The sequence below is a fragment of the Desulfatibacillum alkenivorans DSM 16219 genome, from assembly GCF_900142135.1.
In the GTDB taxonomy this organism is placed as follows: Bacteria; Desulfobacterota; Desulfobacteria; order Desulfobacterales; family Desulfatibacillaceae; genus Desulfatibacillum; species Desulfatibacillum alkenivorans.
The window spans coordinates 80,977-103,212 of record NZ_FQZU01000020.1; the positions used below are offsets into that span (position 1 = coordinate 80,977).

Genomic DNA, 22,236 nt, shown 5'->3' on the forward strand with positions numbered 1-22,236 from the left:
ACGTGAAGCTAATTAGTTGCCGGGCTCTGGCCCACATTATCGAGCCCATGGTGGACCCCGGCATGGAGCGGGTCATTTTGGATATCGGGCTGCACCTGAACCCGGACAAGTTGCGTGAGCGGGTGATCGAAGAAATCGCCCGGATGGAAGAGGATGGGGACGACATCATTTTGGGTTACGGCCTGTGCGGCCGGGCTTTGGAAGGCGTGTATGCAAGCAAGGCCCGCTTGATCCTGCCGCGTGTGGACGATTGCGTGGGGGCCTTGTTAGGCTCTCAAAAGCGCCATAAAAAAGTGATGTCGGAAAATCCCGGATGTTTTTTTCTGGAGCCGGCCTGGATCGGCTCGGAAGTGGATATTTTCGAGCAATGCCAAAAAGGGCTTGAGCGGATTCCCGAGGAAAGAAGGCCTCAAATAATTGAGTTGGCGCTTAAGCATTATTCCAAGCTGGGCTTGTTGGACCACGGCTGGGAGGATACGGACCGGGCGGTAATCCAATGCAGGGAATTGGCGGAAAAGCATCAATTGGAATTCATCCGATTTCCGTCGGACCTGACGCTGGTTCAGGATTTAACCTCGGGCCTGTGGACCCCGGAGCGATTCGTCATCGCCCATCCCGGCGAAAAGATCCCTTTTTTTTAATAAGGCGGCTTTTAAACCGCCTGTCGGCTATGATCGTTCGTATTCAGGCGCTTTTTGCAGGGGCGCCGTTTTCGTAAATTTTTTCCATGAGGTGAACCACCAGTTCCTCCACCTCTTCAATTTTTAGGGACGAGGTATTAAACACCAAGGTGTACAGGTTGGGGTCGTCGGCGTTTCCGTCGTAGAAAAGCCCCAGGGTTTTGGCCCGGCGCTTGTCCTCCCGCCGCACCAGCTCCGTGGCCTTTGCCGTACTCATCTTATAATGCTCTTCCAGGAACTTGATCCGGTCCGGGAGGTCGGCCACCAAGAGCACTTTGACGATGTCCTCGCTGTCCGGCAGAATGAACTGGGCGCCCCGGCCCACGATGACCACCTTGCCTCCTTCCTGCCATAGGTTAGTCACAACGCTTTTCAGGAATTTGATATAGCGCTCCTCGCTAAAGTCCTGGCGATCATCGCCCAGCAGCCGGTCAATGAAGCTGGAGCTGACCATGGAGTTCACCAGCTTCATGAGCAGTCCGCCGGCTTCGCGTTCTATGGCTTCCACCCATTTTACGGAAACCTTGGCCTCTTCGGCGATCTTTTCTATAAGCAGGCGATCCACGAGTTCATAGCCCAGCCTTTGAGACAGGGTTTCCGCAAGGGTGTGCCCCCCTGCACCGAATTGACGAGATATTGTGACCACGGACATGATTCTCTCCTTCTGCGTCTGGGTGGAAAAGGCGGCGCGCCGCCATGGCCCCCTTGGCTGGAAACGGCGGCGCCTCGGCGGCTCAGTCCTGGGGCTTTTAGTTGGACGAGCGCATTTGGACAAGCTCGCAAATCAGGGATTCGGCCCGATCCATGGAAATATGACTGGTGTTGAGGCACAAGTCGTACAAGCTGGGGTCGTCCGGGTCCCTGTCGGTGATCTTTTTCAGAAAGGCCGCACGGTTTTTATCCCAGTCCTTGATGGTGATCCGCGCCTCATCCGCGGAAAGGCGGTGGTGTTGAACAAGGAAGTCCTCCCGCCAGGATACCGGCGCCACAAGGAGAATGCGAATGAGATCCTTGGCGTCCTTGCAATAGAACTGGCTTCCCCGCCCGACAAAGACCACTTGCCCTTGGGCGGCCGTCTCCGGTATGAGGCGGCAGAGAGATTCCCGGACTTTGGCGGCCATGCCGCTTGAATCCTGATCTCCTCCCCGGATCCGGCCAAGGATCTTCGCCACCGTGCCGGTGGAGACCAGGCTGTCCTCACCGTGCCCCTCCCGTTCCGTGACGGCGAACCATTCATCGGAGATGCCCAGTTCCTTGGACACCTTTTCCATAAGTTCATGATCAGCGAAGCGGTATCCAAGCCTTTTGGCGAGACTAACGCCTAAGGTTCGACCGCCCGCCCCAAATTGCCTGGAAATGCAGATAACGGCCATGGACAATCTCCTTAGTGTTTCAAATTAATATGAATTCTATGTTATATTAATACGGTGTATTTGCTGCTGGCAAGAAAAAATATTTCCCACTTACACAAACGATCAATTTTTTAGTTTCAGCAATGTTCTTTCCCGCCGTAAAAAATAATATGCAAAGCGGCGTTCCCCTTCAAATGAGCGCTTTTTTCAAGCAATACTTAATAGCGCTGCATTGTCCTGTGAAAACAGGCGACTTTTTTTCTTGAACTCCGCTTAGCCTTCATGCAATCATTAGCCCAATGACTTAGCGTATCGACTAAGCCAAAGTCAGGTTAACGCTTAAAATTGGAACCCTGTCCCGAACTCTTTTTTAAAAGACGTGAGCCGCGGAGTTCTCATTATGAAGCCTATTGACCTGGAAGAGTTATCAACAAACCGCCGGGAAATCCTACAGGCCACTCAGCCTCCTCCCAAAAATCCCTATGTCCAAAAGGGCTTGTCCCTGGGGATTTCCTTTCTTTTACTGTTCGGCGCCTGGGTTCTTTTGTCCGGCAAGTTCGACGCTTTTCACCTGAGTTTGGGCGCGGCCTCAAGCCTCTTCGTCGCCTGGATTTCCCGGGACCTCCTTTTTCCGTCCGGGGACGTTGCAACCCTGGCGCGGTCCATGGCGGGCGTGGCGGCTTATACGCCCTGGCTTCTGCTGCAAATCGTCAAATCCAATATCCATGTTTTACGCATAGCTTTTGCGCGCAATCCTGAACGTCTTATTCATCCGCACATAATCAGCATGCACACAAAACTGAAGGGGGAAATCCCTTTGGTCACCTTTGCCAATTCCATCACCCTCACCCCCGGCACCATTACCATCCAGGTATCCGCCGGAAATGAGGTGAGAATTCATGCCCTGGACTACACCACCGGAGACATGGACGCTCTACGTGAAATGGAGTCCCGCGTGGCCAGGGCTTTTGGGGAGTCTGACTAACATGCATGGTTTTCTGTTGGGCGCGGCATTATTTCTAATTCTGCTCATGGCGCTGTCGCTGTACAGGGCGGCTTACGGCCCCACCGTGGTGGACCGCCTGGTCGGCGCCAACGCCATCGGCTCCAAAACCGTGGTCCTGCTGATCATCATCGGCCATCTTTTTTCGCGGGAGGACATGTTCGTGGATATCGCCCTGGCCTACGCCATGCTGAATTTCATCGCGGTGCTGGCCGCCTCGCGCTACTTTCACAAACGCAAAGGCCTGGACGCCGTGGAGGAGGAAATTACTCCTCGAATTCATTGGGATTAAGGGAAGATGATATGTTGGACGTATTGACCGTATTGTTGACTTTGGGGGGCTTGGTTTTTTTCGCCGGCGCCACTATGGGAATTCTCCGATTTCCCGACTTTTACACAAGGCTGCACGCCGCGGGAAAACTGGACACCCTGGGGGCTCTGCTCACCATGGCGGGCTTGGCCGTCTATAATCTGGATCCTTTTTCCATGGCAACGCTTTTGACCAGCCTGAAGATCGGCTTGGCGGTGGGCTTTATTTTCATAGCCAGCCCCACGGCCACCCACGCCATTGTGGACGCCGGGGTGCGCGCCGGTCTGCGCCCCTGGGTTAAACAAGAGGACGAACAACAATGATCTGGCAAGTGGATCTGGCTATTCTGGCGCTGGTGGTCATTTGCGCCATAGCGGCCGTTACTGTGCGCGATTTGTTGGGCGCTGGCATTTTGTTTGGCGCTTACAGCTTCATGCTGTGCCTGTTGTGGGCTGCCATGGGGGCCGTGGACGTGGCCTTTACCGAGGCTTCCGTGGGCGCGGGGGTCAGCACCGTATTTTTTATCGCCGCCGTGTTCCGAACCACAAGGAGGACGAAAGATTAAACGCTTCTGGCTAATACCGGTGTTGTGCTGCTGGGGCATGCTGGTGCATGCGACCCTGGACTTTCCGGGTTGGGGGGATCCCAATGCCCCGGCTCATTTGCACGTGGCGCCCGAGTACCTGGAGCAAGCCTACGAAAAAACCGCCACGCCCAACGTCGTCACCGCCGTCCTGGCCGACTATCGCAGTTACGACACCATGTTCGAAACCGCCGTTGTTTTTTCCGCCGGCCTTGCCTGCTTCTTCCTGCTTCGAGTCCAGTCAAGAAAAAAGGAGGAGGAGGAGGAGGAAGACCGTTATTTTCGGCACCTTGCCACGGACATGGTCATCCGAATACGAACCCCGTCCATGCATGTGCCCGACTCCCCCTATTTGCAGCAACTGGACCCCTACTGGACGCCTCGAAGCCTCATTGTAAGGGCGGCCTGCAGGGTCCTCACGCCGTTCATCCAGCTATTTGCGCTGTACGTGGTGGCGCATGGGCACCACAGCCCGGGGGGAGGCTTCCAGGGAGGCGTCATCCTGGGAGCTTCACTGATTTTGGTCGCCCTGTCCCATGATTTGCGGACCAGCATGAAAATGACCCCGGAAAAGCTCATGGGCGTGTTGAGCCCGGCGGGAGTATTGATCTATGCGGGAGTGGGCGCCCTGTGTGTTGCGGCCGGACATAATTTTTTGGATTACGGCGCCTTGGCGGAATGGCTCGGGACGGCTCCGGAAGCCGCCCGTTCGTTGGGAATATTATTCGTGGAAGTGGGAGTGGCCGTCTGCGTCATGGCCACCATGATAATCATCTACGCCAATCTGTCTTCAGCCGGCGGCCACAAACAAGGACTGTAATCAGACATGGAATCGATAACCGGCCTCATCCTCGCAAAATACAACTACTGGATGTATATATCGCTTATGATGGTAGGCCTTTACGCCATGATCGCCAAGAACAATCTGGTTAAGAAGATCATCGGCATGAACATCCTGCAGACGGCCATCATCTTGTTTTACATCTCCATCGGCGCAAAAAAAGGCGCAACCATCCCCATCATCATGCATTCGGAGGGCCACGGGCATGAGGCTGTGCATGCCGTCCAGTACATAAATCCTTTGCCCCATGTGCTTATGTTGACGGCTATCGTGGTTTCGGTGGCCACCTTAGGGGTGGCGTTGGCCCTGGCGATCCGTTTGTACGCCCGTTTCGGGACCCTGGAGGAGGACGAAATCAACGATCAGGTACGGGAGGCCCCGTGAACCAATATCCGGCCTTTCTCATCATAGCGCCGCTTCTCGCGGCATGCCTGATTGCATCTGCGGCATGGCTGCGCAGGTCCTTGTGCTTCCCCATAGCGGTCCTGGGTTTGGGGACGTCCTTTCTTTCCTCCCTGGGCGTCGCCGCGCGCGTCCTGACTGACGGCCATTTTCAATACCGCATGGGCGGATGGGCGCCGCCTTTGGGCATCGCCCTGGAAGTGGATTACCTGAACGCCCCGGTGCTGGTTGCCGTCTCCGGGGCCGCCCTGGTCAGCCTGATTGCAACGCGTCAAATCATAGAAAGGGAACAGGGGCCTAAAGCGCCCGTTTTTTACACCTTGATGCTGCTGGCCGTCACCGGCATGCTGGGCATGACCGCCACGGGAGACGCCTTCAACTTGTACGTTCTGCTGGAAATCTCCTCCATCACCGGATACGCTCTCACCGCTTCGGGTGATCGTTTAGCGCCGCTCGCCAGCCTGCGGTATCTGCTGCTTGGCACGATCGGGGCTTCGTTTTACCTTCTGGGCGTAGGGCTCCTTTATATGATGACCGGCACCCTGAACATGGCGGATTTAAGCCATCTTTTGCCGGCATTATACGGCTCGGACGCCATTTTCGCCGCCTTCCTGCTTATCCTTTGCGGAATCTGGTTGAAGGCGGCTTTGTTTCCCCTGCACGCCTGGCTGCCGGGCGCCTATTCCCATGCAAGCCACGCCTCCGCCTGCCTTTTGGCCCCCCTCATGACCAAGGTGATGATTTACGTCATGCTGCGGGTCATGTTCACTGTTTTCACCCCCGCTTACGTGTTTGAACAAATATCCCTGGAGGGATTTGTGGTGACCCTCGCTTCCGTCGCCGTCGTCGCCGGCTCGCTCATGGCCCTGGCCCAGCGCAACTTACGGCGTATGGCCGTGTACATCGTGGTTGCGGAAGTGGGCTACATGGTCGGGGGCGCCTGGCTGGGAAACCAGACCGCATGGACCGGCGCCATCCTGCATCTCTTGAACGACGTCCTCATGACCTTGTGCCTGTTTTTGGCCATAGCCGCCCTGGCCGGCAGGATGGAAACCACGGATTTCAAGAATCTTAAAGGCCTTTTTTCAACCATGCCGTTTTCCATGGGCGCCCTGGTTCTGGGCGCCATGTCCATCATCGGCGTTCCGCCCGCGTGCGGGTTCTTCAGCAAATGGTTCTTGCTGAAAGGCGCCATCGAGGCGGGGAGGTTCGACTTCCTGGCGGCCCTTTTGTTTTCCAGCTTGATCAACGTGGTCCTTTTTTTCCGGTTGTTCGAGTGCGCCCTGTATTCCGGGGACGATCATCACGGCCCCGGGGAGCACGGACATATTGAGATTCATGAGGCGCCGCTGTCCCTGGTTGCTTCCTTATGGGCGGCGGCGGCCGGAATACTGGCCGTGGGGTTTTATTCCGGCTCAATCGTAAACAATTTCATCAAACCGGCGCTTATGTGACGGCGCATCCCGGAGCCTGAGAGTGCACGAAATCGTCTCCATTCGGCCCCTTCTTGCGGTGATCGCGTCTTTGGCTGTGACGCCCATCCTGCTCTCCGCCCGGTCTCCCAATGTCCGGGAGGGATGGACCTTTGCGGCGGGCGCCGTCAAGTTGGGAATCGTCCTTTCCATGCTGCCCGCCGTGTTAGGCGGAAACGTTTTTTGTTTTGCTCTGACAGAGGTGATCCCTGGAATTCGCCTGGCTTTTCGTGTGGACGCCATGGGCATGTTGTTCGCCCTGGTTGCTTCCACCCTGTGGATCGTGACCTCGGCCTATTCCATCGGCTACATGCGCGGCCTGGACGAGCACTCCCAAACCCGGTACTTCTGTTTTTTCGCCATTGCGCTTTCCGCAACCATTGGGGCGGCCTTCGCCGCTAACCTCGTCACCCTGTATATGTTCTACGAAATTCTTTCGTTCGCCACCTATCCCCTGGTCACCCATCACCAGGATGAAGAGGCCAAAATTTCCGGCCGCAAATACTTGTTTTTCATTGTAGGCGGATCCGTGGTGCTGGTTTTGCCGGCCATGATCATCTGCCACATGAAGGCCGGAACCCTGGATTTTGCGCCCCAGGGATTTTTGGCCGGACATGTGACGCAGGGCTTGGCGACAGCACTTCTTCTTTTGTTCGTATTCGGCCTGGCCAAAGCCGCGCTCATGCCCATGCATTCCTGGCTGCCGGCCGCCATGGTGGCGCCGACTCCGGTGTCCGCGCTGCTGCACGCGGTGGCGGTGGTCAAGGTGGGGGCTTTTTCCGTAGCCCGGGTTCTCACCGGGGTTTTCGGCGTCGACCTTTTAGCGCAATACGGGCTGGGTACCCTTTTGGCCGTGCTGGCTTCCATCACCATTTTGGTCGCTTCCTTTATCGCCCTTTCCCAGGACGGACTCAAAAGGCGGCTGGCCTTTTCCACCATTGGGCAATTATCGTACATCCTTTTGGGCGTGGCCCTTCTAACGCCCAAAGGCATAACCGGCGGCCTGGTGCACATCGCCATGCACGCCTTTGGGAAGATCACCCTATTCTTTTGCGCGGGAGCGATTTTTGTGGCTGCGGGTATAAAAAACATCTCCGAAATGAAAGGACTCGGCCGGCGCATGCCCATAACCATGGGCGCTTTTTTTATCGGCAGCCTGTCCGTGATCGGGCTGCCGCCCGGCGGCGGATTTATTTCCAAGTGGTTCCTGGCCCTGGGCGCCCTGGAATCCCATGAACTGGCCTTTTTATGCGTGCTGCTTTTCAGCTCTTTCTTAAACGCGGCCTATTTTCTGCCCATCGCCTACAACGCGTTTTTCGCCAATCCGCCGGATGACGCCAAGGATGCGGGCATTCAGGAAGCCCCGCCCTGGTGCGTGGCCCCTCTGGCGTTCACCGCAATGGCTTCGGTGTGGCTTTTTTTCAATCCCTGGCCCTTTCTCGATCTGGCGCGGCTCGCCGCGGCTCAGGTTACAGGAGGTTAAGCATGGCCGACAAAAAGCCCGGGCCGGACCGGGAGGAAATCATGATTCTGGACCACGAACCCCAGCCGGGCTATCGCACAGCGCTCATCGCAGTCGTGATAGCGGGCGTTTTATGGCTTGCAGTCTGCTTTATGGGGGTGTTTCACCATGGCTGATAAAACCGGCTGGTTTGACAAACCTGGCAACTTTAAAAAGTTTTTACGGGGCTTTTTTGCCATCCTCATCGTCCTTTTAATCGTGGATCTTTTTGTGCCCAAGCATCCCCATTTTCCCTGGGAGTATGCGCCGAATTTCTCAGCCGCCTACGGGTTCATATCCTGCGTGCTTTTGGTGGTAGTGGCCCGGGGGCTGCGGCGCATCGTAATGCGAAAAGAGGATTATTATGATTCCTGACATCCCGCCCGGACTCCTGATCGTCTGCGGAGCGTTCCTGGCTCCCTTTCTCAGAGGGGGAGTGCGCAAGGCATGGGTGTTGATTCTGCCCTTGACGGCGCTGGCCATCGCCGTCACCGCCCCGGAGGGCGCCCGGTGGACCGTCGACTTTCTGGGGCAGAAGATGGTCCTGTTTCACATGGACCGCTTGTCCCGGGTTTTTGGAATCATTTTTTCCCTGATCACGGTTATCGGTTTCGTTTTTGCGCTTAAAGTCGAAGACTCCCTCCAGCATACCGCGGCCCTGGTGTATGCCGGAAGCGCCCTGGGCGTGACCTTCGCCGGAGATTTCCTTTCCCTGTACGTGTACTGGGAATTCATGGCCGTGGCCTCCACCTTCCTGGTTCTGGCCCGGCGAACCCCGGAAGCCCGGGCGGCCGCGTTTCGCTATATTCTGGTGCACCTGGCCGGGGGATTGGTTCTGCTGGCGGGAATCGTCCTATGGTATTTTGAAACCGGCAGCTTGGCCGTCGGCCATATCGGCCTTCACGGATCGGCTTCCTGGCTTATTTTTCTGGGAATCGCCGTGAATGCGGCCATCCCCCCCCTGCATCCGTGGTTAAAGGACGCCTATCCCCAAAGCACGGCCACGGGAGCGGTCTTTCTTTCCGCATTCACCACCAAAAGCGCCGTCTATCTGATGGCCCGCACCTTTGCGGGAACCGAATTGCTCATCTGGCTGGGCGCGATCATGACTTTCGTCCCCATCTTCTACGCGGTGCTGGAAAACGACATCCGAAGCGTTTTGTCATACAGCCTGATCAACCAGGTTGGCTTCATGATGTGCGGCGTGGGGATCGGCACGGAACTGGCCATCAACGGAACCGTGGCCCATGCTTTTTGCCATATTTTGTACAAGGCGCTGTTGTTCATGGCCGCCGGAAGCGTACTGCACGTCACCGGACGCATCCGATGCACGGACCTGGGCGGGCTATACAAATCCATGCCGCTCACCTGCCTCTTTTGCATTGTGGGCGCGGCGTCCATATCCGCCTTTCCGTTGTTTTCCGGGTTTGTCAGCAAGTCCATGATCGTCTCCGCCGCCGGATACGGACATCTTGCCGTGATTTGGCTTATGCTTCAATTCGCCTCGGCGGGCGTATTCCATCATGCAGGCATCAAGGTGCCGTTTTTTATGTTTTTCTCCCACGACCAGGGAATTAAGGCCAAGGAGCCGCCCCTGAACATGCTTTTGGCCATGGGCGCGGCCGCCTTTTTGTGCATTGCGGTGGGCGTGTATCCCAAGCCTTTGTACGCCATTCTGCCTTTTCCCGTGGACTACGTCCCGTACACGGCGGCCCACGTGGTCGGGCAATTGCAGCTCCTGTTGTTCGGCGCCCTGGCCTTCGCCCTGCTCATGCTGTCCGGCGTGTACCCTCCGGAAATCAGGGCGATCAACTTGGATACGGACTGGTTCTACCGCAAAGGCTTCCGCGTTGCGGACAAGACTTTGGGAACCGTTTTGAACGGAGTCAATAAAGCGGCGGCGGGACTTTTCTTCGGAATGATTCCCGGAGCCGCGGCGCGATTTTCTTCAAACGCCCCGGTGCGCATTGCCGGCGCGCCATTGGCCGGGCTGTTCTGGTTGCTGGGATGCAGGGGCCAATACCTGAAATTCAGGTTGGATTTTTTGCGGAAATCCTATGAAAAGGAGTCCCTTCCCGTGGGATGGGCGGCCGCGGCCGTGGCCGTGATGTTCGTGCTTTTATATATTTGGAATTAATCCCCTATGCGGTGAACGGAGGGGAGATTCCGGATGCATAAACTTATCTCTCAGGCCCTCATTTGACATTTTTTCAAGAACCTGGAGATAAGCATCGCGTCCCCTGAAATCTGTAATGAATTGTAAAACCCGGAGGCGAATTATGCCGTCACTGGCCCAAATGAAAAACATCCGCATGATGTCTATTTTGTCCGACGAAATGTTGAATCGAATCCTCCCCTTGATTACGGAGGAAAGCTACGACGCCGAACAGGAAATATTTTGCGAGGGCGACCCTGCGGACGCCGTTTATGTGCTTGTGAAGGGCAAGGCCCTGTTGAACAAGTCCGCTTCCAACTCCGTGTGCGTTGCCGTATCGGCCGTAGATCCCGGCGACGCCTTTGGCTGGAGCGCCATCCTGGGGCGTTGCATATACAGCGCCACGGCCACCTGCGTGGAGCAAAGCCTGCTTTGGAGGTTGCCGGGCAAGGCGTTTTTGGATCTGTTGAACGAGGATTCGGTCATGGGACACAAGATCATGGAGTTTTTAGCGCAAACCCTGAACGAACGCCTGGAAAAGCGCACCACCCAACTCTTTAAAACCCTGCTGGAACATATCGAAATGGTCTGCGGCCTGGAAGGGGTTGGTTGATTTTGCGTCAACCGTTGTCGTTAAACCGATAAACGGGATGCCAGGCCTTTATTGATTAGTGACTTCCGCAAAACTCATCGAAACAAAAAAAAGCCCCATCGAACGCACATGTTGCATTCGCATGGGACCATGAGAAGAAGGATGGTGCCCGGGACGAGAATCGAACTCGTACAGTGCGCAGCACCGAGGGATTTTAAGTACGAAAAATCTTGAACAAGAAATTTTTAGGTTTTTCAAACACTTGAAATCATTGATAGTCTAAGCATGGCCGTTTGGCCCTGTTTGATATTTTTAGAACTTTTTTGAGCCTGGCGGGCACAATTTAGGCACAGGGCCAGGACGTAGAAAGCCCTTGGAGCCCTGCTTCTCTCAGGAATTTCCTATTTGGAAACTGCTGCAATAAAATAGATTCATTCAATACTGCACTAAGTTTGACGTTTAACACGGTTAGTGATAGGCGTTTATACATACTCGTGAATTTTCCCGGAAATAATTTTCGGCGACATTTTGCAGCCGGATTGAAAAGCTCGATCATGGAAACGTTTCCTTTATTGCCGTTTGCCCCATACGATAATAATTTTGCTTCCCAAGATGGCCCCCAAACATCAAGCATTCATTTATTGAAAGGTTATCCAAATGTCTATTTTACGCCAAACTGACCAGAAAACGGAAGTGGAAAACGGCCCCGGAATGGTTGTTGGCGACTATCACTTCCGGTGCACCCTTACCAGAGAAGCGTTGTTGCCTGCTTATAAGGGGTCCACTTTTCGGGGGGTATTCGGCCATTCCCTTAAAAGGGTGGTGTGCACTTTTAAGAACAAAGAGTGCCATGAGTGCCTGCTTAATAACCGGTGTCTTTACGCCAAGATATTCATTGATGAGAGTACGTTCGATCCCGAGCAAAAGGGGGCCCCAAGCATACCAAAGCCTTATGTGATCAAGCCTCCGAAAACTATTAACAGCCATATGCTCGAAGGAGATGCCTTTGATTTTCATCTTTTGCTTTTTGGAGATGTAAACAAGGAGCTGCCCTACTTTGTGTATGCGTTTTCGGAAATAGGGAATTTGGGGATCGGAAAGCGGATTGACGGGCATAGGGCGGGATTCGTTGTAAACGAAATACTGCATAATGAAGAAGTCATATACACCGATGAGGAGAAAACCTTGACAGGGGGGACTTACGGAAATTCAGTTGGACTGGGAAAAACTCCGGCCCCCAAGGACGAACCTTTTGTAGTCCAAGTTTTTTTGGAAACGCCCCTGCGACTTAAGTTTGGGAATCATCTTCAGGCGGATCTTCCGTTTCACGTACTTATCCGGGCGGCGCTTCGCAGAATATCCACCCTCTTCAACCAGTATGGAGAAGGGGAGCCGGACCTGGATTACAAGGGATTGGTGAAAAGGGCTCAGGAAGTGGAAGCAGTAGATTCCAACCTCCATTGGTATGATTGGAAACGGTATTCTAACAGGCAGGACAAATCCATGCTCATGGGAGGGATAAGCGGCTCCGTGGATTATTTTGGGAAGTTGGAAGAGTTTCTTCCTATCCTGCGTCTGGCGGAACTGCTTCATGTAGGTAAGCAGACCACTTTCGGTTTAGGCGAATTTCGTATGGAGGTGATGCGATGAAAAATATTCTTCTGGCGGTTGTCGGCCTAAGCCCCCAGGTGGTTACAGAGACCCTGTATGCTCTGCACCAGCAGCAAAAAGAGGTTCATGCCATTCACATAATCACGACGCGTGATGGGAAGGAACAAGTCTACGCAAATCTTCTTGGAGGAGAAAACAGCGCCTACCAGAAATATTTGAGGGATTATGAAATCGATCCGGCTTCAATCGAATTCACCCACCATAATGTCCACGTGATTCATGATTCCGTCGGGAACGAAATTCCCGACATTATTGACGGGGAAGACAATGAACTATTGCTGCGGCTGTGCATGGACAAAGCCTTTCATTTAACAAAAGACCCTGAATCCGCAGTCTTCTTCTCCGTTGCCGGAGGAAGGAAGACCATGAGTTCATGCCTGGCCTTGGCTGCACAGATGTATGGCCGGCCCCAGGACAGGCTTTATCATGTCCTGGTAAGCCCGCAGTTTGAAAGCAACAGAGACTTTTATTTTCCGCCTAAAGAATCAGCCCTCATTGAGGTCCGTGATAAAGACAACCTCCCCATACATATGGAGACCGGGCGTGCTCAGGTAAGTCTTATACCATTGCCTTTCATCTCCGTTCGTGACCGTCTGACCCCGGCGCATTTGATAGAACCGGCTGATCCTGCGACCCTGATGCTTTCTCTGGTGAAAGGCGGCCAGCAGCCGGTTACCGTCAGTCTGGCTGACAAAAAAATAAAATATAAAGGAAGGGAGTGCGATTTAAGGCCGGCGCATATGGCGCTGTACTTTTTCCTGGCTTCACAAAAAAAGGAATGCAGGCCCGAGAAAAAGGATGCTTCCTGCAAAAATTGTACGGATTGTTTTGTGGAGTGGGACGACATTGAAGAGAAGCATCCTGAAATCACAAATGTGTACCAAAAAATTGCTGGGACTCGCCCTGTCGGCGAGATGAGCAAAGACGGAATAATGTCAATCTCTTACGAAAATTTTAATGGCTACAAATCTAAGGCGAATAAACAACTAATCAGTAGTTTTGGGGAGTTCGCCAAAAAATTTCTTGTCATAGCCTCAGATCGATCCGGGGACAACATCCGATACGGGATCCATTTGGACAAGGAGCTTCTCAGGCTGGAATATTAGGCAGACGGAAACGTTTCCAAACTTTAACATGTGTTTTTTGCGTGCTTAAAATGAAATCGAAAACCGATGCTAAAGGGCGCAACAGCCTTTTTACCCTGGATCTTAAAGCAATCGGGAAAGGACGATAATCATGGAGGAATTAAAACGGGTTGTACTTGCAGCGCTGCTTCACGACATCGGCAAGTTCGCCCAAAGGGCGAAAAGGCCGTACTCCAAGGACATGGAGGGAGAGTACCTTACAAACTACAAGGGCAAAGCCGGGCACTGGCACACAGTCTATACAGACTACTTTATTGAAAATGACCTCCCCCTCCCCAAGGACATAAGGGAGGACAGGTCCAAGGTTGCCAGGATGGCTTCAGCCCACCACAAACCCAACCATGACGACGCGGCCGAAATGTCCATCATGATAGCGGACCGGTTGAGTTCAGGTGAAAGGGAAGAACACGCACATTCCGAAGAGCCGCCTTCTTTCAGGGAAGCCCGGCTGGTTTCCGTCTTTGACCAGGTCCAGATGGGACGGCATGAGTTCAACCCGCCAGGGGAATGGTTTCACCGTCTCGTTCCATTGGATCCGCAGGAAGACCAATTTTTTCCGATCCAGGCCAAAGCATCCGGGGATCCTGAAGAATATGCAGCGCTTTTTGACAGCTTTATGTCGGACATAGAAAAGATCAGCCAGGACTTGCCCTTTGATCTGTATCTTGAAGCTCTGGCCACGACCTTGGAATCATATACATGGTGCATCCCGTCATCCACGTATAAGACCCTGGCTGACATCTCGCTGTACGACCACGGATTTACAACAGCGTCCATCGCCCAGGCTTTGTTCCTGTTTCACAAGAACAAAGGGACGGCGCCCAGGGAAAAGGATGAGGAAGACAAATTCATCATCCTGGGAGGCGATTTATCCGGCATACAGGATTATATATTCGGCATAAGCAAAAACTCCGGCAGAGGCGTTTCAAAGATTTTCCGCGCCCGTTCGTTTTACCTGCAGGCGGTGGTGCGTTCCGTCATCCTCTCCATATGTCAGCGCCTGGGTGTTCATGGCGTGTGCCGGCTTATGGACTCGGGCGGGAAGTTCATGCTGCTCCTCCCCCTGCTGCCGGAAGTGCAGGAAAAACTGTCTGTCCTCGAGAAAGAGGTGCACAGCTGGTTCAAGGGACGCTTTAAAGGGCTGTTAAGCATGAGCCTGTCCTGGCAAACCACGCTGTCTCAAAAGGATTTCGAACCGGAAACATTCAGGAAGAAACTGGATCAAACCCACGACGCGCTGGAAGTCGCCAAGCTCAGAAAGCTGAAAACAGCCATAGCAAATGACGGCCCCGTCATCACAGAAGATTACGACGAGCGGGAAGGCGGCAATTGCACCATATGCGGGTACAATCCATCCGACGTGGAATGCACCGAATCAATCGCAAAAAAGGAAGGCCAGGAAGTCAGTCTGTGCAGGGAGTGTTTCCAGCAGATTGTGGAAATCGGCGCCAACCTGCCTAAAAAGCAATATTACACCTATGCGGACAAGGGCGATATTGAACTGTTCGACGGAGTGCATTTCTCCATGCTCGCAAAGCCACCTGCTCATTTCCAAGGCGTATTAGCCATGGAGACGCCGGCCATTACGCCCGGCATGGCCCATGCCCGCATAGCCAGAAGCCTTCCTTCCATCACTGAAGAAGAACTTATGGACAATGACTGGTTTTCCGCCCTGGACAATGAAAACGGAGAAATCCCCCTGGAGGCTGGTCAGGTGAAAACCTTTGGAATGATAGCCGCCAAGGCCAGGAAAAAGACCGGAGAGGGGCTGGTGGGCAGAGCGCTGTTGAGCTTCATGAAAGCAGACGTCGACAACCTGGGGCTGGTATTCAGCATGGGATTGGGAGACAGGCTTTCCGTGGCGCGTTTTTCGTTTTTGTCACGAATGCTCAGTTTCTTTTTTTCCGACTACCTGACCACATTGTGTGAACAGCGCTTTCCCGACATCTACACCGTGTTTGCCGGAGGGGACGACCTGTTCATGGTGGGGCCATGGAATCAGACTCTGGAGTTTGCGCTCAGGGTCAGGGAGGATTTCGCAAAATTTTGCGGAAACAACCCGGACCTGACCCTGTCCGCGGCGGTGATGCCGGCCAAGCCTCGCCTGCCTATGCGCAAAGCGGCCGCTTTGGTGGAGGACTGGCTCGATAAAGCAAAAGACTCCGGCCCGGAAAAAGACAAGCTGTGCTTCCTGGATGAGGCCTTTTCCTGGGCGGACATGCGGGATCTGATGATTCTGGGCGGCAACTTTGAAAAAGCCATGGAAGAAAAAGACCGAACCAGGTTTACTCCCAGCTTTGTTTATCGCCTGCTTGAATATCAGAGGATGTACAAACGGTTCATCCAGGAAAACAAAATCCGTTTTGGCAGATACCTCTCCCACGCTCACTATGACATCGGGAGGAACATTGTAGACCCCAGGGGAGGCAACCAGGTTGAGGTGGACATGCTTTATTCCATTTTTGCGGTAGGCGCCGAGTCCCGGCCCCTACTGGATAACCTGCATGTGCCCCTTTATTACGCCATTAACCGAAACAGGAAAGAATAACCAAACGTTTTTTCTATATAAAACCCCAAAGGAGGTTCGAAGATGAGCTACTATCGCGATGAGAATAATAACATTAGATGCAACCTTTTAGATGAGGATGCTCTAAAGCTGGCTCGCAGCTTTATAAAGTACAAGCCTCACAGAGACAATGAGCCTGACAAGAAAGGTTCGCTAACCCCTACCCAGTTGCGCCGCTTCTATAAGGACTTCAAGCAACTGGAAAAAAAGGTCAAATCCAAAACGAATTTTGAAGCTGTCAAGCCGCTCATAAAAATGGTGAAATCCAAGGCCAATTATGCAGCCAGAGAAGACAATCCCAAAATCCCTCGTAATTTCAAGTCGTTCTTGGTTGAAAATATTGATAGGATAGACATGTCGGAAGACTTCGAGGCCTTCATGCTTCATTTTGAGGCTGTGGTAGGCTTTTACTATGGATTACCGGGTATTAAAAAGCTGCGATAAAATCAAGGAGGATAGAATGAAACTGGAAAAAATCATCAAGATTTCCGGCAAAATAAAAGTGATCACCGGTCTGCATATCGGGGCCGCCAGTGAAACCATCGAAATCGGCGGCATGGACAATCCCATCATCAAGGACCCCTTGCCGGAAAGCGGCGCGCCTTATATTCCCGGCTCGTCCCTTAAAGGCAAACTCCGCAGCCTGTTGGAGATCAAGGAAGGCCGCTTTGTAATGGGAAAAGGGAGGGCCGACGGCGCCCCTTGCGATTGCGGGCAAAAAGACTGCCCGGTCTGTCCGGTCTTTGGAACCTCCGCCTCAAAAGACAAGGGGCGGAACGGCAACGATGTGCAGGGGCCCACCCGTGTGGTGGTCCGGGACGCCATGCTTTCCAGCGACTGGAAAAAGCGGTTCGAAGAGGGCGATCTCCCCATGGAGGTGAAATACGAAAACTCCATCAACCGCATTTCCTGCATGGCCAATCCCCGGCCCTTGGAAAGGGTTCCCGCGGGCGTGGAGTTTGATTTCAACATCTCCTTCAAAAAATTCGACGAAGACCCGGACAATTACTTCCAGAACCTGCTCAAGGCCATGAAAATGCTGGAACTGGACGCTCTGGGAGGAGCAGGCTCTCGGGGATGCGGGCAAATAAAATTTTGCCCACTGCTGATCGACGGCGTGGAACAGTCGGAAGATTTCCTGGAATCCCTGAGCCTGTAAACAGGAGGCGCCCATGTTGCACAGGTATAAAATCACGCCTCGCTCGCCGGTCATCACGCCGTTGGCGTCCGATACCCTTTTCGGCCATTTGTGCTGGGCCATTCGGTATCGGGATGGCGAGGAGGCTTTGGAAAAGTTCCTGCTGGAATACGGCCAGGGGCCGGCGCCGATCATATTTTCATCCTGCTTTGCCGCCGACACCCTGCCCAGGCCTGTTTTGCCTCCTCCCACAAGGGAACAGACCGCTCAATTTGTAAAGTCCGGGTTTGGCGAAACCCAACAGGACCTGTTCAACGGCCTCTCCGCCATTAAAAAATGGAACAAGGCGGGCCGGATATCCCTGGAAGACTGGCAAAGCCTTAAGGGCGAGTACGATCCGCTGAAATTGTACTCTCTGTTCTTGAGCCGGCGGGACTCCGAGGGCGAGGCAAAAGCCTCTGCGCCCGTTCAGGACTCCACCATGCACAACACCATCAACAGGGAGAGCGGGACCGTGCAGGAAGGCGGCCTTTTTGTCAGGGATAAAACCTGGTACGCCCGGGATACCGTACTGGACCTGTACGTCAGGACCAGAGACTCGGAAGCAGCCGCCGTTGCGGACTGGTTCTTGACGGAATATCTTCCGGCCTCCGGCTACGGGGCGGACAAGTCGGCGGGCATGGGGGTCCTGGACATTGAAAAGGATTCGAACTTTGATCCTTCATCCCTGGAAGCCGAAAACCCCAATGTGCAGATGTCGCTCTCCTTTTGCGCTTTCAGCGGAATGGAAGAGCTTCCTGCACTGTACCGCCTGACAACCCGCTTTGGAAAGCTGGGGGGCGACTTTGCCTATTCCAGCCCCACGGGCGGGCCTCCCAGGCCCTTTAAAAAGCCCATCCTCATGTTTGCTCCGGGGGCGGTCTTTGGCGGCGACAGCCGGTTGGACGAGGTCGGCCTGCTTAAAAACGTGCACTCGGATGAGAGGATCCGCCATTGCGGCATCCCCTTAACCATACCGTTTTCCATCAAAGAGGAAAATTTCCATGAATGGTTTGCAATTTGAAAAACACAGGGCGGAGTTTGAACTCCTGACTCCCGTCCACATCGGAACCGGGGAGGAACTGGATCCCTTTTCCTACGTGATCCGGGACGGAAGCCTGCATTTCATCGATCTGGTTAAATGGATGGAATCCTATGAAGACCAGGAAACCCTGCTGCGTATGACGGATACGGACAACTTTGCGGCCCTGCGCTCTTTTGTGGCCGAAAATGTCTCCATTGAAAAGGCCGGCATGGGATCCGTCAAGGTGGAGTCCCATAAGCTCCTAAAAACCTATGAAAAGGCCATCAAAGAACGGGACCCCAAAAACCAGGTGCTGGTGGGCCCCATGATGCGAAACTTCGTCACAGGCCAGGCATACATACCGGGATCCAGCGTCAAAGGCGCCATTCGGACGGCCCTGGCCAACCCCTGCGTGGGCCCTGCCCGCGTGAGAAAAGGAGACAGGGACGCCTCGGAAAAAATATTTGGGAGAATCAAGGACGATCCCATGCGCTGGCTCAAAATCCCGGACATTTCCCTGGGCCCGGACGCCACCGTCATTGTGGAGCCCGTGGAAGTGTCAAACAAGCCGGACAAGTCTCCCACCCCCAAAGGCCATGTGGAAGCCGCTCACGCCCTGGCGACAGGCAGACCCAACAAGCGCTCGGCGGTTTTATCCCTGGCCCCGTTTCCCCTCCATGGAAACACGGTGGACGCCCAGTACCTCCTGGATGCGCTGAACGATTTTTATGTGCATAAGTATGTTCAGGAAGCCTTGAGGTTTTATAATGCAGGCCCTGTCGCCAGAGTGGGGAAAATTCTGGAGCCCGTCAACTGCATTGTCAAAAACCTCGCCTCCAACGAAGCGATCCTCCGGGTCGGCAGATTCTCCCATGTGGAATGCATGACCCTGGATGATGTGCTGGATCCCATAACCCGTAAAAAAAATGGCAAACGCATGCCGTACGGAACCACGCGGACCCTGGCCAATCAGCTTTATCCCTTTGGGTGGATAAAGGTGCGCTTTCCCGCACTTCCCCTGAAGGACAAAAAGCCCTATCCCTGGCCCAATAATCTGGCCGCCTCCGAGAACGCTCCGGTGCAAAAACTGTCCGCTGCGGCCGCCCCGGGTCAAGCCGGCGCATCGCCTCAAGCCCCCACAAAAACCGGGGAGGCGGCAAAATCCGCCATGTCCAGGATTCCTCCGGCCCAGGTGAAGGAAACCTCCCGACTGGAGCCCTTACTAAAACAGTTGACGTTGCTCAAACCCAACGACAAGGTGGGCATGGACCGCATGATAGATGCCCTGGAAAGGCTGTCGGAAGTTCAGGACAAAAACGCCTTGGGCAATGCCATCATTGCCAAGCTCAAAAAAGCGGGCATGTGGAAAAAGCATCCCCGCAAGCTGGATGTCCTGTCCAACATGGACGACTAACCGCCTGGTTGGGCGAATATCCGGGAATGGTTCTTTGACAATTTATTTCCAGGCCTGATTCAGGCGATAATCATGGATAATCCATGTTTTCGCAAATATCAGGCTATTGGAAAATGATGCAGAAATTGACCTGACCTATGAAGGGTTTGCGACCCCGGAGCCTTGAAGCTCACTTCGACCGTTTGGCCACTTTCGTAGAAATTGACCTGGCTCACGAAGGGATTGCGACAGCATCAGGAAGATTAGCATTACAAAGATTAGCATGTAGAAATTGACCTGATTTTGAAGGGATGAAAAAACCAACCATTTGACATGCAGGAGGAAGATTGAAAAAATTGTTTTTATTGTTCAACCACAAATTCACCCCGGAGCAGGAGGCGGACGCCAGGGCCTCCCTGGAGGTGGAGGAGATTGTGGAACTGCCCCCGGACCTGGCCCGGCTGTGGCGCCAGATCCCGGCGGACATGTCGGAGATAGGCGATTTCCTGGAGCCTGTGCGCCAGTGGCTGGCCCGGGAATCCGTCGCCGGGGATGCGGCTTTGATCCAGGGGGATTTTGGGGCGTGTGCGCTGATGGTGGAGTACGCCCGGGAACGGGGGCTGGTTCCCGTGTATTCCACAACCGAACGCAAGGCCCGGGAAGAAACGCTTCCCGACGGCTCCGTGCGCATGAGCCATCAATTCAAACACACCTTGTTCAGAAAATATGGAGAATAACCATGGCCCGTCATTTTATATCTTTTTTGGGAACCAACGATTACCTGCCCTGCACCTATTACCGGACCGGCGAGGAAATGACGCCGGAAGTGCGGTTCGTCCAGGAAGCCATGGCGGAGATCCTGTGCCGCCGCTGGAGCGGGGAGGACCGGATCACCGTCTTTACAACCCGGGACGCCTTGGAAAAAAACTGGCGGGACAACGGACAAAGAGACCGGGAAGGCAAGCCCTTGGAAAGGCTTGGGCTGGAGCAGGCATTGTCCCGGCGCGGCCTGCCCTGCAAGGTGGAGAGCATCATCATCCCCGAAGGCGGGAGCGAGGACGAAATCTGGCAAATTTTTTCCACGGTTCTGGACGCAATCCAGGATCAAAGCAGCCTGTACCTGGACATCACCCACGCCTTCCGTTCCATCCCTTTATTAGGAACCGTGGTGCTGCACTATGCCAAGGTGGTGAAGGAGGCATCCATTGAAGGGATTTACTACGGCGCTTTTGAGGCGTTGGGAACGCCGTGGGAGGTCAAAAGCATTCCCGTGGAAGAGCGGCTGGTCCCCATTTTCGATCTCACTCCCTTTGTAACTTTGCTGGACTGGTCTCTGGCCTTCGACCGCTTTATCGGCGCCGGCGACGCCAAACCCGTCAGCGATCTGGCCCGCAAGGGCGTCATGCCCATGCTTAAGGCCACCCAGGGCAAGGACGCCGTGGCGTCCGCCGTAAGAATTATGGCGGATCGCTTGGAGGATTTCACCCTCACCCTGGCCACGTGCCGGGGAAAGGGCATTTCAGGCGCCGCATCCAGGCTGCAGGAACGACTGAACGACTGCAAAAAAGTGGATGTTCAGGCGGAAATGATTCCCCTTTTGGAAAAGGTGGAAACCCGCATGGCCCCATTCGCGGGGGACGCCACGCGGGACGGCGTGGCCGCCGCCCGCTGGTGCCTGGACCATAGCCTCTATCAACAGGGATTCACCATTTTGTCGGAAACCCTGGTCTCCCATGTTGCGGCGGAAGCCGGGCTGAACCCTGAGGAACGGAAGGACCGGATTATCGCCAACCAGGCCGCCAAAATTTTCAAGGATAACCTCCTGGAGGACCTTTGGAAGCCGGAAGCCAGATCCAATGCGGAAAAAACAAAAAAGTGCTTGGCGTTTTTTGACGGTTCAGAAGGCCTTGCAGATAAAATTCTGGAATTGGCGGGCCTGCGCAATGACATCAACCACGCGGGTTTCACCCAATCGGCCATGCCGCCAAGATCCGTGGAAAGCAAATTGAAAAACATCCTGGAAGACGTGGAGTCGGCCCTGGGCCTGTCATGATGCCTTACATGGATTCATGTGTTCGGGGAATGATTTGGAAAAACTGATATACAGCGGCGCCTGTCCGGCGGGATGGGCGGCTTCCGCAGACCTCCGGGCAAAAACGGACGATTTTTATAACATACTGAAATAACTATGTTTACAGAAATCGACCATCAGGAGGTCTGCGGAAATGCGAAATCATACATGTTTTCAAATAGTTAAGCTCTATACCCATAACTAAAAAGGAGGCGTTTTATGGAATACATGAGTTTTTTCCCGGAGGTCTGCGGAAATGGGGTTGCAATAGGCTGGTTTTTAAGCCTATTCTAAGGGT

At 54.1% G+C, this 22,236-nt stretch carries 24 protein-coding genes; 22 read left to right on the top strand and 2 right to left on the bottom strand.

All coding sequences use genetic code 11. The annotated features are described in order from the left end of the window. Positions 1-2: 2 nt before the first annotated feature. A complete protein-coding gene (locus tag BUE18_RS15910) occupies positions 3-641 on the top strand; it encodes a DUF1638 domain-containing protein (protein ID WP_170868383.1) in 639 nt (212 codons plus the stop codon). Between the two features lie 43 nt (positions 642-684). Here BUE18_RS15910 and BUE18_RS15915 read toward each other — a convergent pair whose 3' ends face one another. Beyond that, positions 685-1,332 carry a cytidylate kinase-like family protein gene (locus tag BUE18_RS15915; RefSeq protein ID WP_073477192.1) on the bottom strand — a complete coding sequence of 216 codons (648 nt, stop codon included), beginning with the start codon at positions 1,330-1,332 and terminating at the stop codon, positions 685-687. A gap of 97 nt (positions 1,333-1,429) precedes the next feature. Next, complete coding sequence (locus BUE18_RS15920) at positions 1,430-2,053, bottom strand: cytidylate kinase-like family protein (RefSeq protein WP_073477193.1); 624 nt, start codon at positions 2,051-2,053, stop codon at positions 1,430-1,432. A 379-nt stretch (positions 2,054-2,432) separates the two neighbouring features. Between BUE18_RS15920 and BUE18_RS15925 the strand changes: the two genes are divergently transcribed. The 21 genes from BUE18_RS15925 (at position 2,433) to csx2 (ending at position 21,920) form a co-directional block, all read left to right on the top strand. After that, positions 2,433-3,017, top strand: coding sequence for a Na+/H+ antiporter subunit E (locus BUE18_RS15925; RefSeq protein WP_083611068.1), 585 nt, complete (start codon positions 2,433-2,435; stop codon positions 3,015-3,017). A 1-nt stretch (position 3,018) separates the two neighbouring features. Next, positions 3,019-3,327, top strand: coding sequence for an MrpF/PhaF family protein (locus tag BUE18_RS15930; RefSeq protein ID WP_073477194.1), 309 nt, complete (start codon positions 3,019-3,021; stop codon positions 3,325-3,327). Between the two features lie 11 nt (positions 3,328-3,338). Further along, the gene (gene mnhG / locus BUE18_RS15935; RefSeq protein WP_073477195.1) at positions 3,339-3,668 is read left to right on the top strand and encodes a monovalent cation/H(+) antiporter subunit G; all 330 of its coding nucleotides are present in this window, start codon (positions 3,339-3,341) and stop codon (positions 3,666-3,668) included. Then, positions 3,665-3,910, top strand: a complete 246-nt coding sequence (locus BUE18_RS15940) for a Na(+)/H(+) antiporter subunit B (protein WP_073477196.1) — start codon at positions 3,665-3,667, stop codon at positions 3,908-3,910. Before mnhG ends, BUE18_RS15940 begins: the two co-directional genes overlap by 4 nt. A gap of 19 nt (positions 3,911-3,929) precedes the next feature. Next, positions 3,930-4,748, top strand: coding sequence for a Na(+)/H(+) antiporter subunit B (locus BUE18_RS15945; RefSeq protein ID WP_244549332.1), 819 nt, complete (start codon positions 3,930-3,932; stop codon positions 4,746-4,748). 6 nt (positions 4,749-4,754) lie between these two features. Next, positions 4,755-5,153 carry a cation:proton antiporter subunit C gene (locus BUE18_RS15950; protein WP_073477197.1) on the top strand — a complete coding sequence of 133 codons (399 nt, stop codon included), beginning with the start codon at positions 4,755-4,757 and terminating at the stop codon, positions 5,151-5,153. After that, positions 5,150-6,625: a proton-conducting transporter transmembrane domain-containing protein gene (locus BUE18_RS15955; protein WP_073477198.1), complete on the top strand. Its 1,476-nt coding sequence runs from the start codon at positions 5,150-5,152 to the stop codon at positions 6,623-6,625. The genes BUE18_RS15950 and BUE18_RS15955 overlap by 4 nt, the downstream gene beginning before the upstream one ends. Before the next feature lie 22 nt (positions 6,626-6,647). Beyond that, entirely contained in the window at positions 6,648-8,126 is a 1,479-nt protein-coding gene (locus BUE18_RS15960; protein WP_073477199.1) for a monovalent cation/H+ antiporter subunit D family protein, read from the top strand. Positions 8,127-8,128: 2 nt separating this feature from the next. Beyond that, entirely contained in the window at positions 8,129-8,281 is a 153-nt protein-coding gene (locus tag BUE18_RS27985; RefSeq protein WP_157468615.1) for a hypothetical protein, read from the top strand. Continuing rightward, positions 8,274-8,519, top strand: a complete 246-nt coding sequence (locus tag BUE18_RS15965; RefSeq protein ID WP_073477200.1) for a hypothetical protein — start codon at positions 8,274-8,276, stop codon at positions 8,517-8,519. Before BUE18_RS27985 ends, BUE18_RS15965 begins: the two co-directional genes overlap by 8 nt. After that, positions 8,509-10,281: a Na(+)/H(+) antiporter subunit D gene (locus tag BUE18_RS15970; RefSeq protein WP_073477201.1), complete on the top strand. Its 1,773-nt coding sequence runs from the start codon at positions 8,509-8,511 to the stop codon at positions 10,279-10,281. The genes BUE18_RS15965 and BUE18_RS15970 overlap by 11 nt, the downstream gene beginning before the upstream one ends. Before the next feature lie 142 nt (positions 10,282-10,423). After that, positions 10,424-10,912 (top strand): cyclic nucleotide-binding domain-containing protein, encoded by a 489-nt coding sequence (locus BUE18_RS15975; protein WP_073477202.1) that lies wholly within the window; start codon positions 10,424-10,426, stop codon positions 10,910-10,912. Between the two features lie 636 nt (positions 10,913-11,548). Then, complete coding sequence (gene cas6, locus BUE18_RS15980; protein ID WP_051327383.1) at positions 11,549-12,541, top strand: CRISPR system precrRNA processing endoribonuclease RAMP protein Cas6; 993 nt, start codon at positions 11,549-11,551, stop codon at positions 12,539-12,541. Further along, positions 12,538-13,668: a CRISPR-associated ring nuclease Csm6 gene (gene csm6 / locus BUE18_RS15985; protein ID WP_073477203.1), complete on the top strand. Its 1,131-nt coding sequence runs from the start codon at positions 12,538-12,540 to the stop codon at positions 13,666-13,668. The genes cas6 and csm6 overlap by 4 nt, the downstream gene beginning before the upstream one ends. Before the next feature lie 130 nt (positions 13,669-13,798). Further along, positions 13,799-16,255 (top strand): type III-A CRISPR-associated protein Cas10/Csm1, encoded by a 2,457-nt coding sequence (gene cas10 / locus BUE18_RS15990; protein ID WP_073477204.1) that lies wholly within the window; start codon positions 13,799-13,801, stop codon positions 16,253-16,255. 42 nt (positions 16,256-16,297) lie between these two features. Beyond that, on the top strand, positions 16,298-16,717 hold the full coding sequence (gene csm2 / locus BUE18_RS15995; protein ID WP_073477205.1) for a type III-A CRISPR-associated protein Csm2: 420 nt from the start codon (positions 16,298-16,300) through the stop codon (positions 16,715-16,717). Positions 16,718-16,733: 16 nt separating this feature from the next. Next, on the top strand, positions 16,734-17,432 hold the full coding sequence (gene csm3 / locus BUE18_RS16000) for a type III-A CRISPR-associated RAMP protein Csm3 (protein WP_073477206.1): 699 nt from the start codon (positions 16,734-16,736) through the stop codon (positions 17,430-17,432). Between the two features lie 13 nt (positions 17,433-17,445). After that, complete coding sequence (csm4, locus tag BUE18_RS16005) at positions 17,446-18,474, top strand: type III-A CRISPR-associated RAMP protein Csm4 (protein WP_073477207.1); 1,029 nt, start codon at positions 17,446-17,448, stop codon at positions 18,472-18,474. Then, positions 18,455-19,888, top strand: a complete 1,434-nt coding sequence (gene csm5, locus BUE18_RS16010) for a type III-A CRISPR-associated RAMP protein Csm5 (RefSeq protein WP_073477208.1) — start codon at positions 18,455-18,457, stop codon at positions 19,886-19,888. Before csm4 ends, csm5 begins: the two co-directional genes overlap by 20 nt. Positions 19,889-20,214: 326 nt before the next feature. Further along, positions 20,215-20,604, top strand: a complete 390-nt coding sequence (gene csx20, locus BUE18_RS16015) for a CRISPR-associated protein Csx20 (RefSeq protein WP_028315707.1) — start codon at positions 20,215-20,217, stop codon at positions 20,602-20,604. A gap of 2 nt (positions 20,605-20,606) precedes the next feature. Next, positions 20,607-21,920: a TIGR02221 family CRISPR-associated protein gene (gene csx2, locus BUE18_RS16020; RefSeq protein ID WP_028315706.1), complete on the top strand. Its 1,314-nt coding sequence runs from the start codon at positions 20,607-20,609 to the stop codon at positions 21,918-21,920. The last annotated feature ends 316 nt before the right edge of the window (positions 21,921-22,236 follow it).

What these genes read in the sequence shown, in the direction of transcription:
- BUE18_RS15970 (WP_073477201.1), top strand. Translation starts at nt 8,509, where the DNA reads ATGATTCCTGACATCCCGCCCGGACTCCTGATCGTCTGCGGAGCGTTC.
- cas10 (WP_073477204.1), top strand. Translation starts at nt 13,799, where the DNA reads ATGGAGGAATTAAAACGGGTTGTACTTGCAGCGCTGCTTCACGACATC.
- BUE18_RS27985 (WP_157468615.1), top strand. Translation starts at nt 8,129, where the DNA reads ATGGCCGACAAAAAGCCCGGGCCGGACCGGGAGGAAATCATGATTCTG.
- csm2 (WP_073477205.1), top strand. Translation starts at nt 16,298, where the DNA reads ATGAGCTACTATCGCGATGAGAATAATAACATTAGATGCAACCTTTTA.
- csm6 (WP_073477203.1), top strand. Translation starts at nt 12,538, where the DNA reads ATGAAAAATATTCTTCTGGCGGTTGTCGGCCTAAGCCCCCAGGTGGTT.
- BUE18_RS15950 (WP_073477197.1), top strand. Translation starts at nt 4,755, where the DNA reads ATGGAATCGATAACCGGCCTCATCCTCGCAAAATACAACTACTGGATG.
- BUE18_RS15915 (WP_073477192.1), bottom strand. Translation starts at nt 1,332, where the DNA reads ATGTCCGTGGTCACAATATCTCGTCAATTCGGTGCAGGGGGGCACACC.
- BUE18_RS15925 (WP_083611068.1), top strand. Translation starts at nt 2,433, where the DNA reads ATGAAGCCTATTGACCTGGAAGAGTTATCAACAAACCGCCGGGAAATC.
- BUE18_RS15930 (WP_073477194.1), top strand. Translation starts at nt 3,019, where the DNA reads ATGCATGGTTTTCTGTTGGGCGCGGCATTATTTCTAATTCTGCTCATG.
- BUE18_RS15940 (WP_073477196.1), top strand. Translation starts at nt 3,665, where the DNA reads ATGATCTGGCAAGTGGATCTGGCTATTCTGGCGCTGGTGGTCATTTGC.
- cas6 (WP_051327383.1), top strand. Translation starts at nt 11,549, where the DNA reads ATGTCTATTTTACGCCAAACTGACCAGAAAACGGAAGTGGAAAACGGC.
- BUE18_RS15975 (WP_073477202.1), top strand. Translation starts at nt 10,424, where the DNA reads ATGCCGTCACTGGCCCAAATGAAAAACATCCGCATGATGTCTATTTTG.
- csm4 (WP_073477207.1), top strand. Translation starts at nt 17,446, where the DNA reads ATGTTGCACAGGTATAAAATCACGCCTCGCTCGCCGGTCATCACGCCG.
- BUE18_RS15965 (WP_073477200.1), top strand. Translation starts at nt 8,274, where the DNA reads ATGGCTGATAAAACCGGCTGGTTTGACAAACCTGGCAACTTTAAAAAG.
- BUE18_RS15920 (WP_073477193.1), bottom strand. Translation starts at nt 2,053, where the DNA reads ATGGCCGTTATCTGCATTTCCAGGCAATTTGGGGCGGGCGGTCGAACC.
- csx2 (WP_028315706.1), top strand. Translation starts at nt 20,607, where the DNA reads ATGGCCCGTCATTTTATATCTTTTTTGGGAACCAACGATTACCTGCCC.
- csm5 (WP_073477208.1), top strand. Translation starts at nt 18,455, where the DNA reads ATGAATGGTTTGCAATTTGAAAAACACAGGGCGGAGTTTGAACTCCTG.
- csm3 (WP_073477206.1), top strand. Translation starts at nt 16,734, where the DNA reads ATGAAACTGGAAAAAATCATCAAGATTTCCGGCAAAATAAAAGTGATC.
- mnhG (WP_073477195.1), top strand. Translation starts at nt 3,339, where the DNA reads ATGTTGGACGTATTGACCGTATTGTTGACTTTGGGGGGCTTGGTTTTT.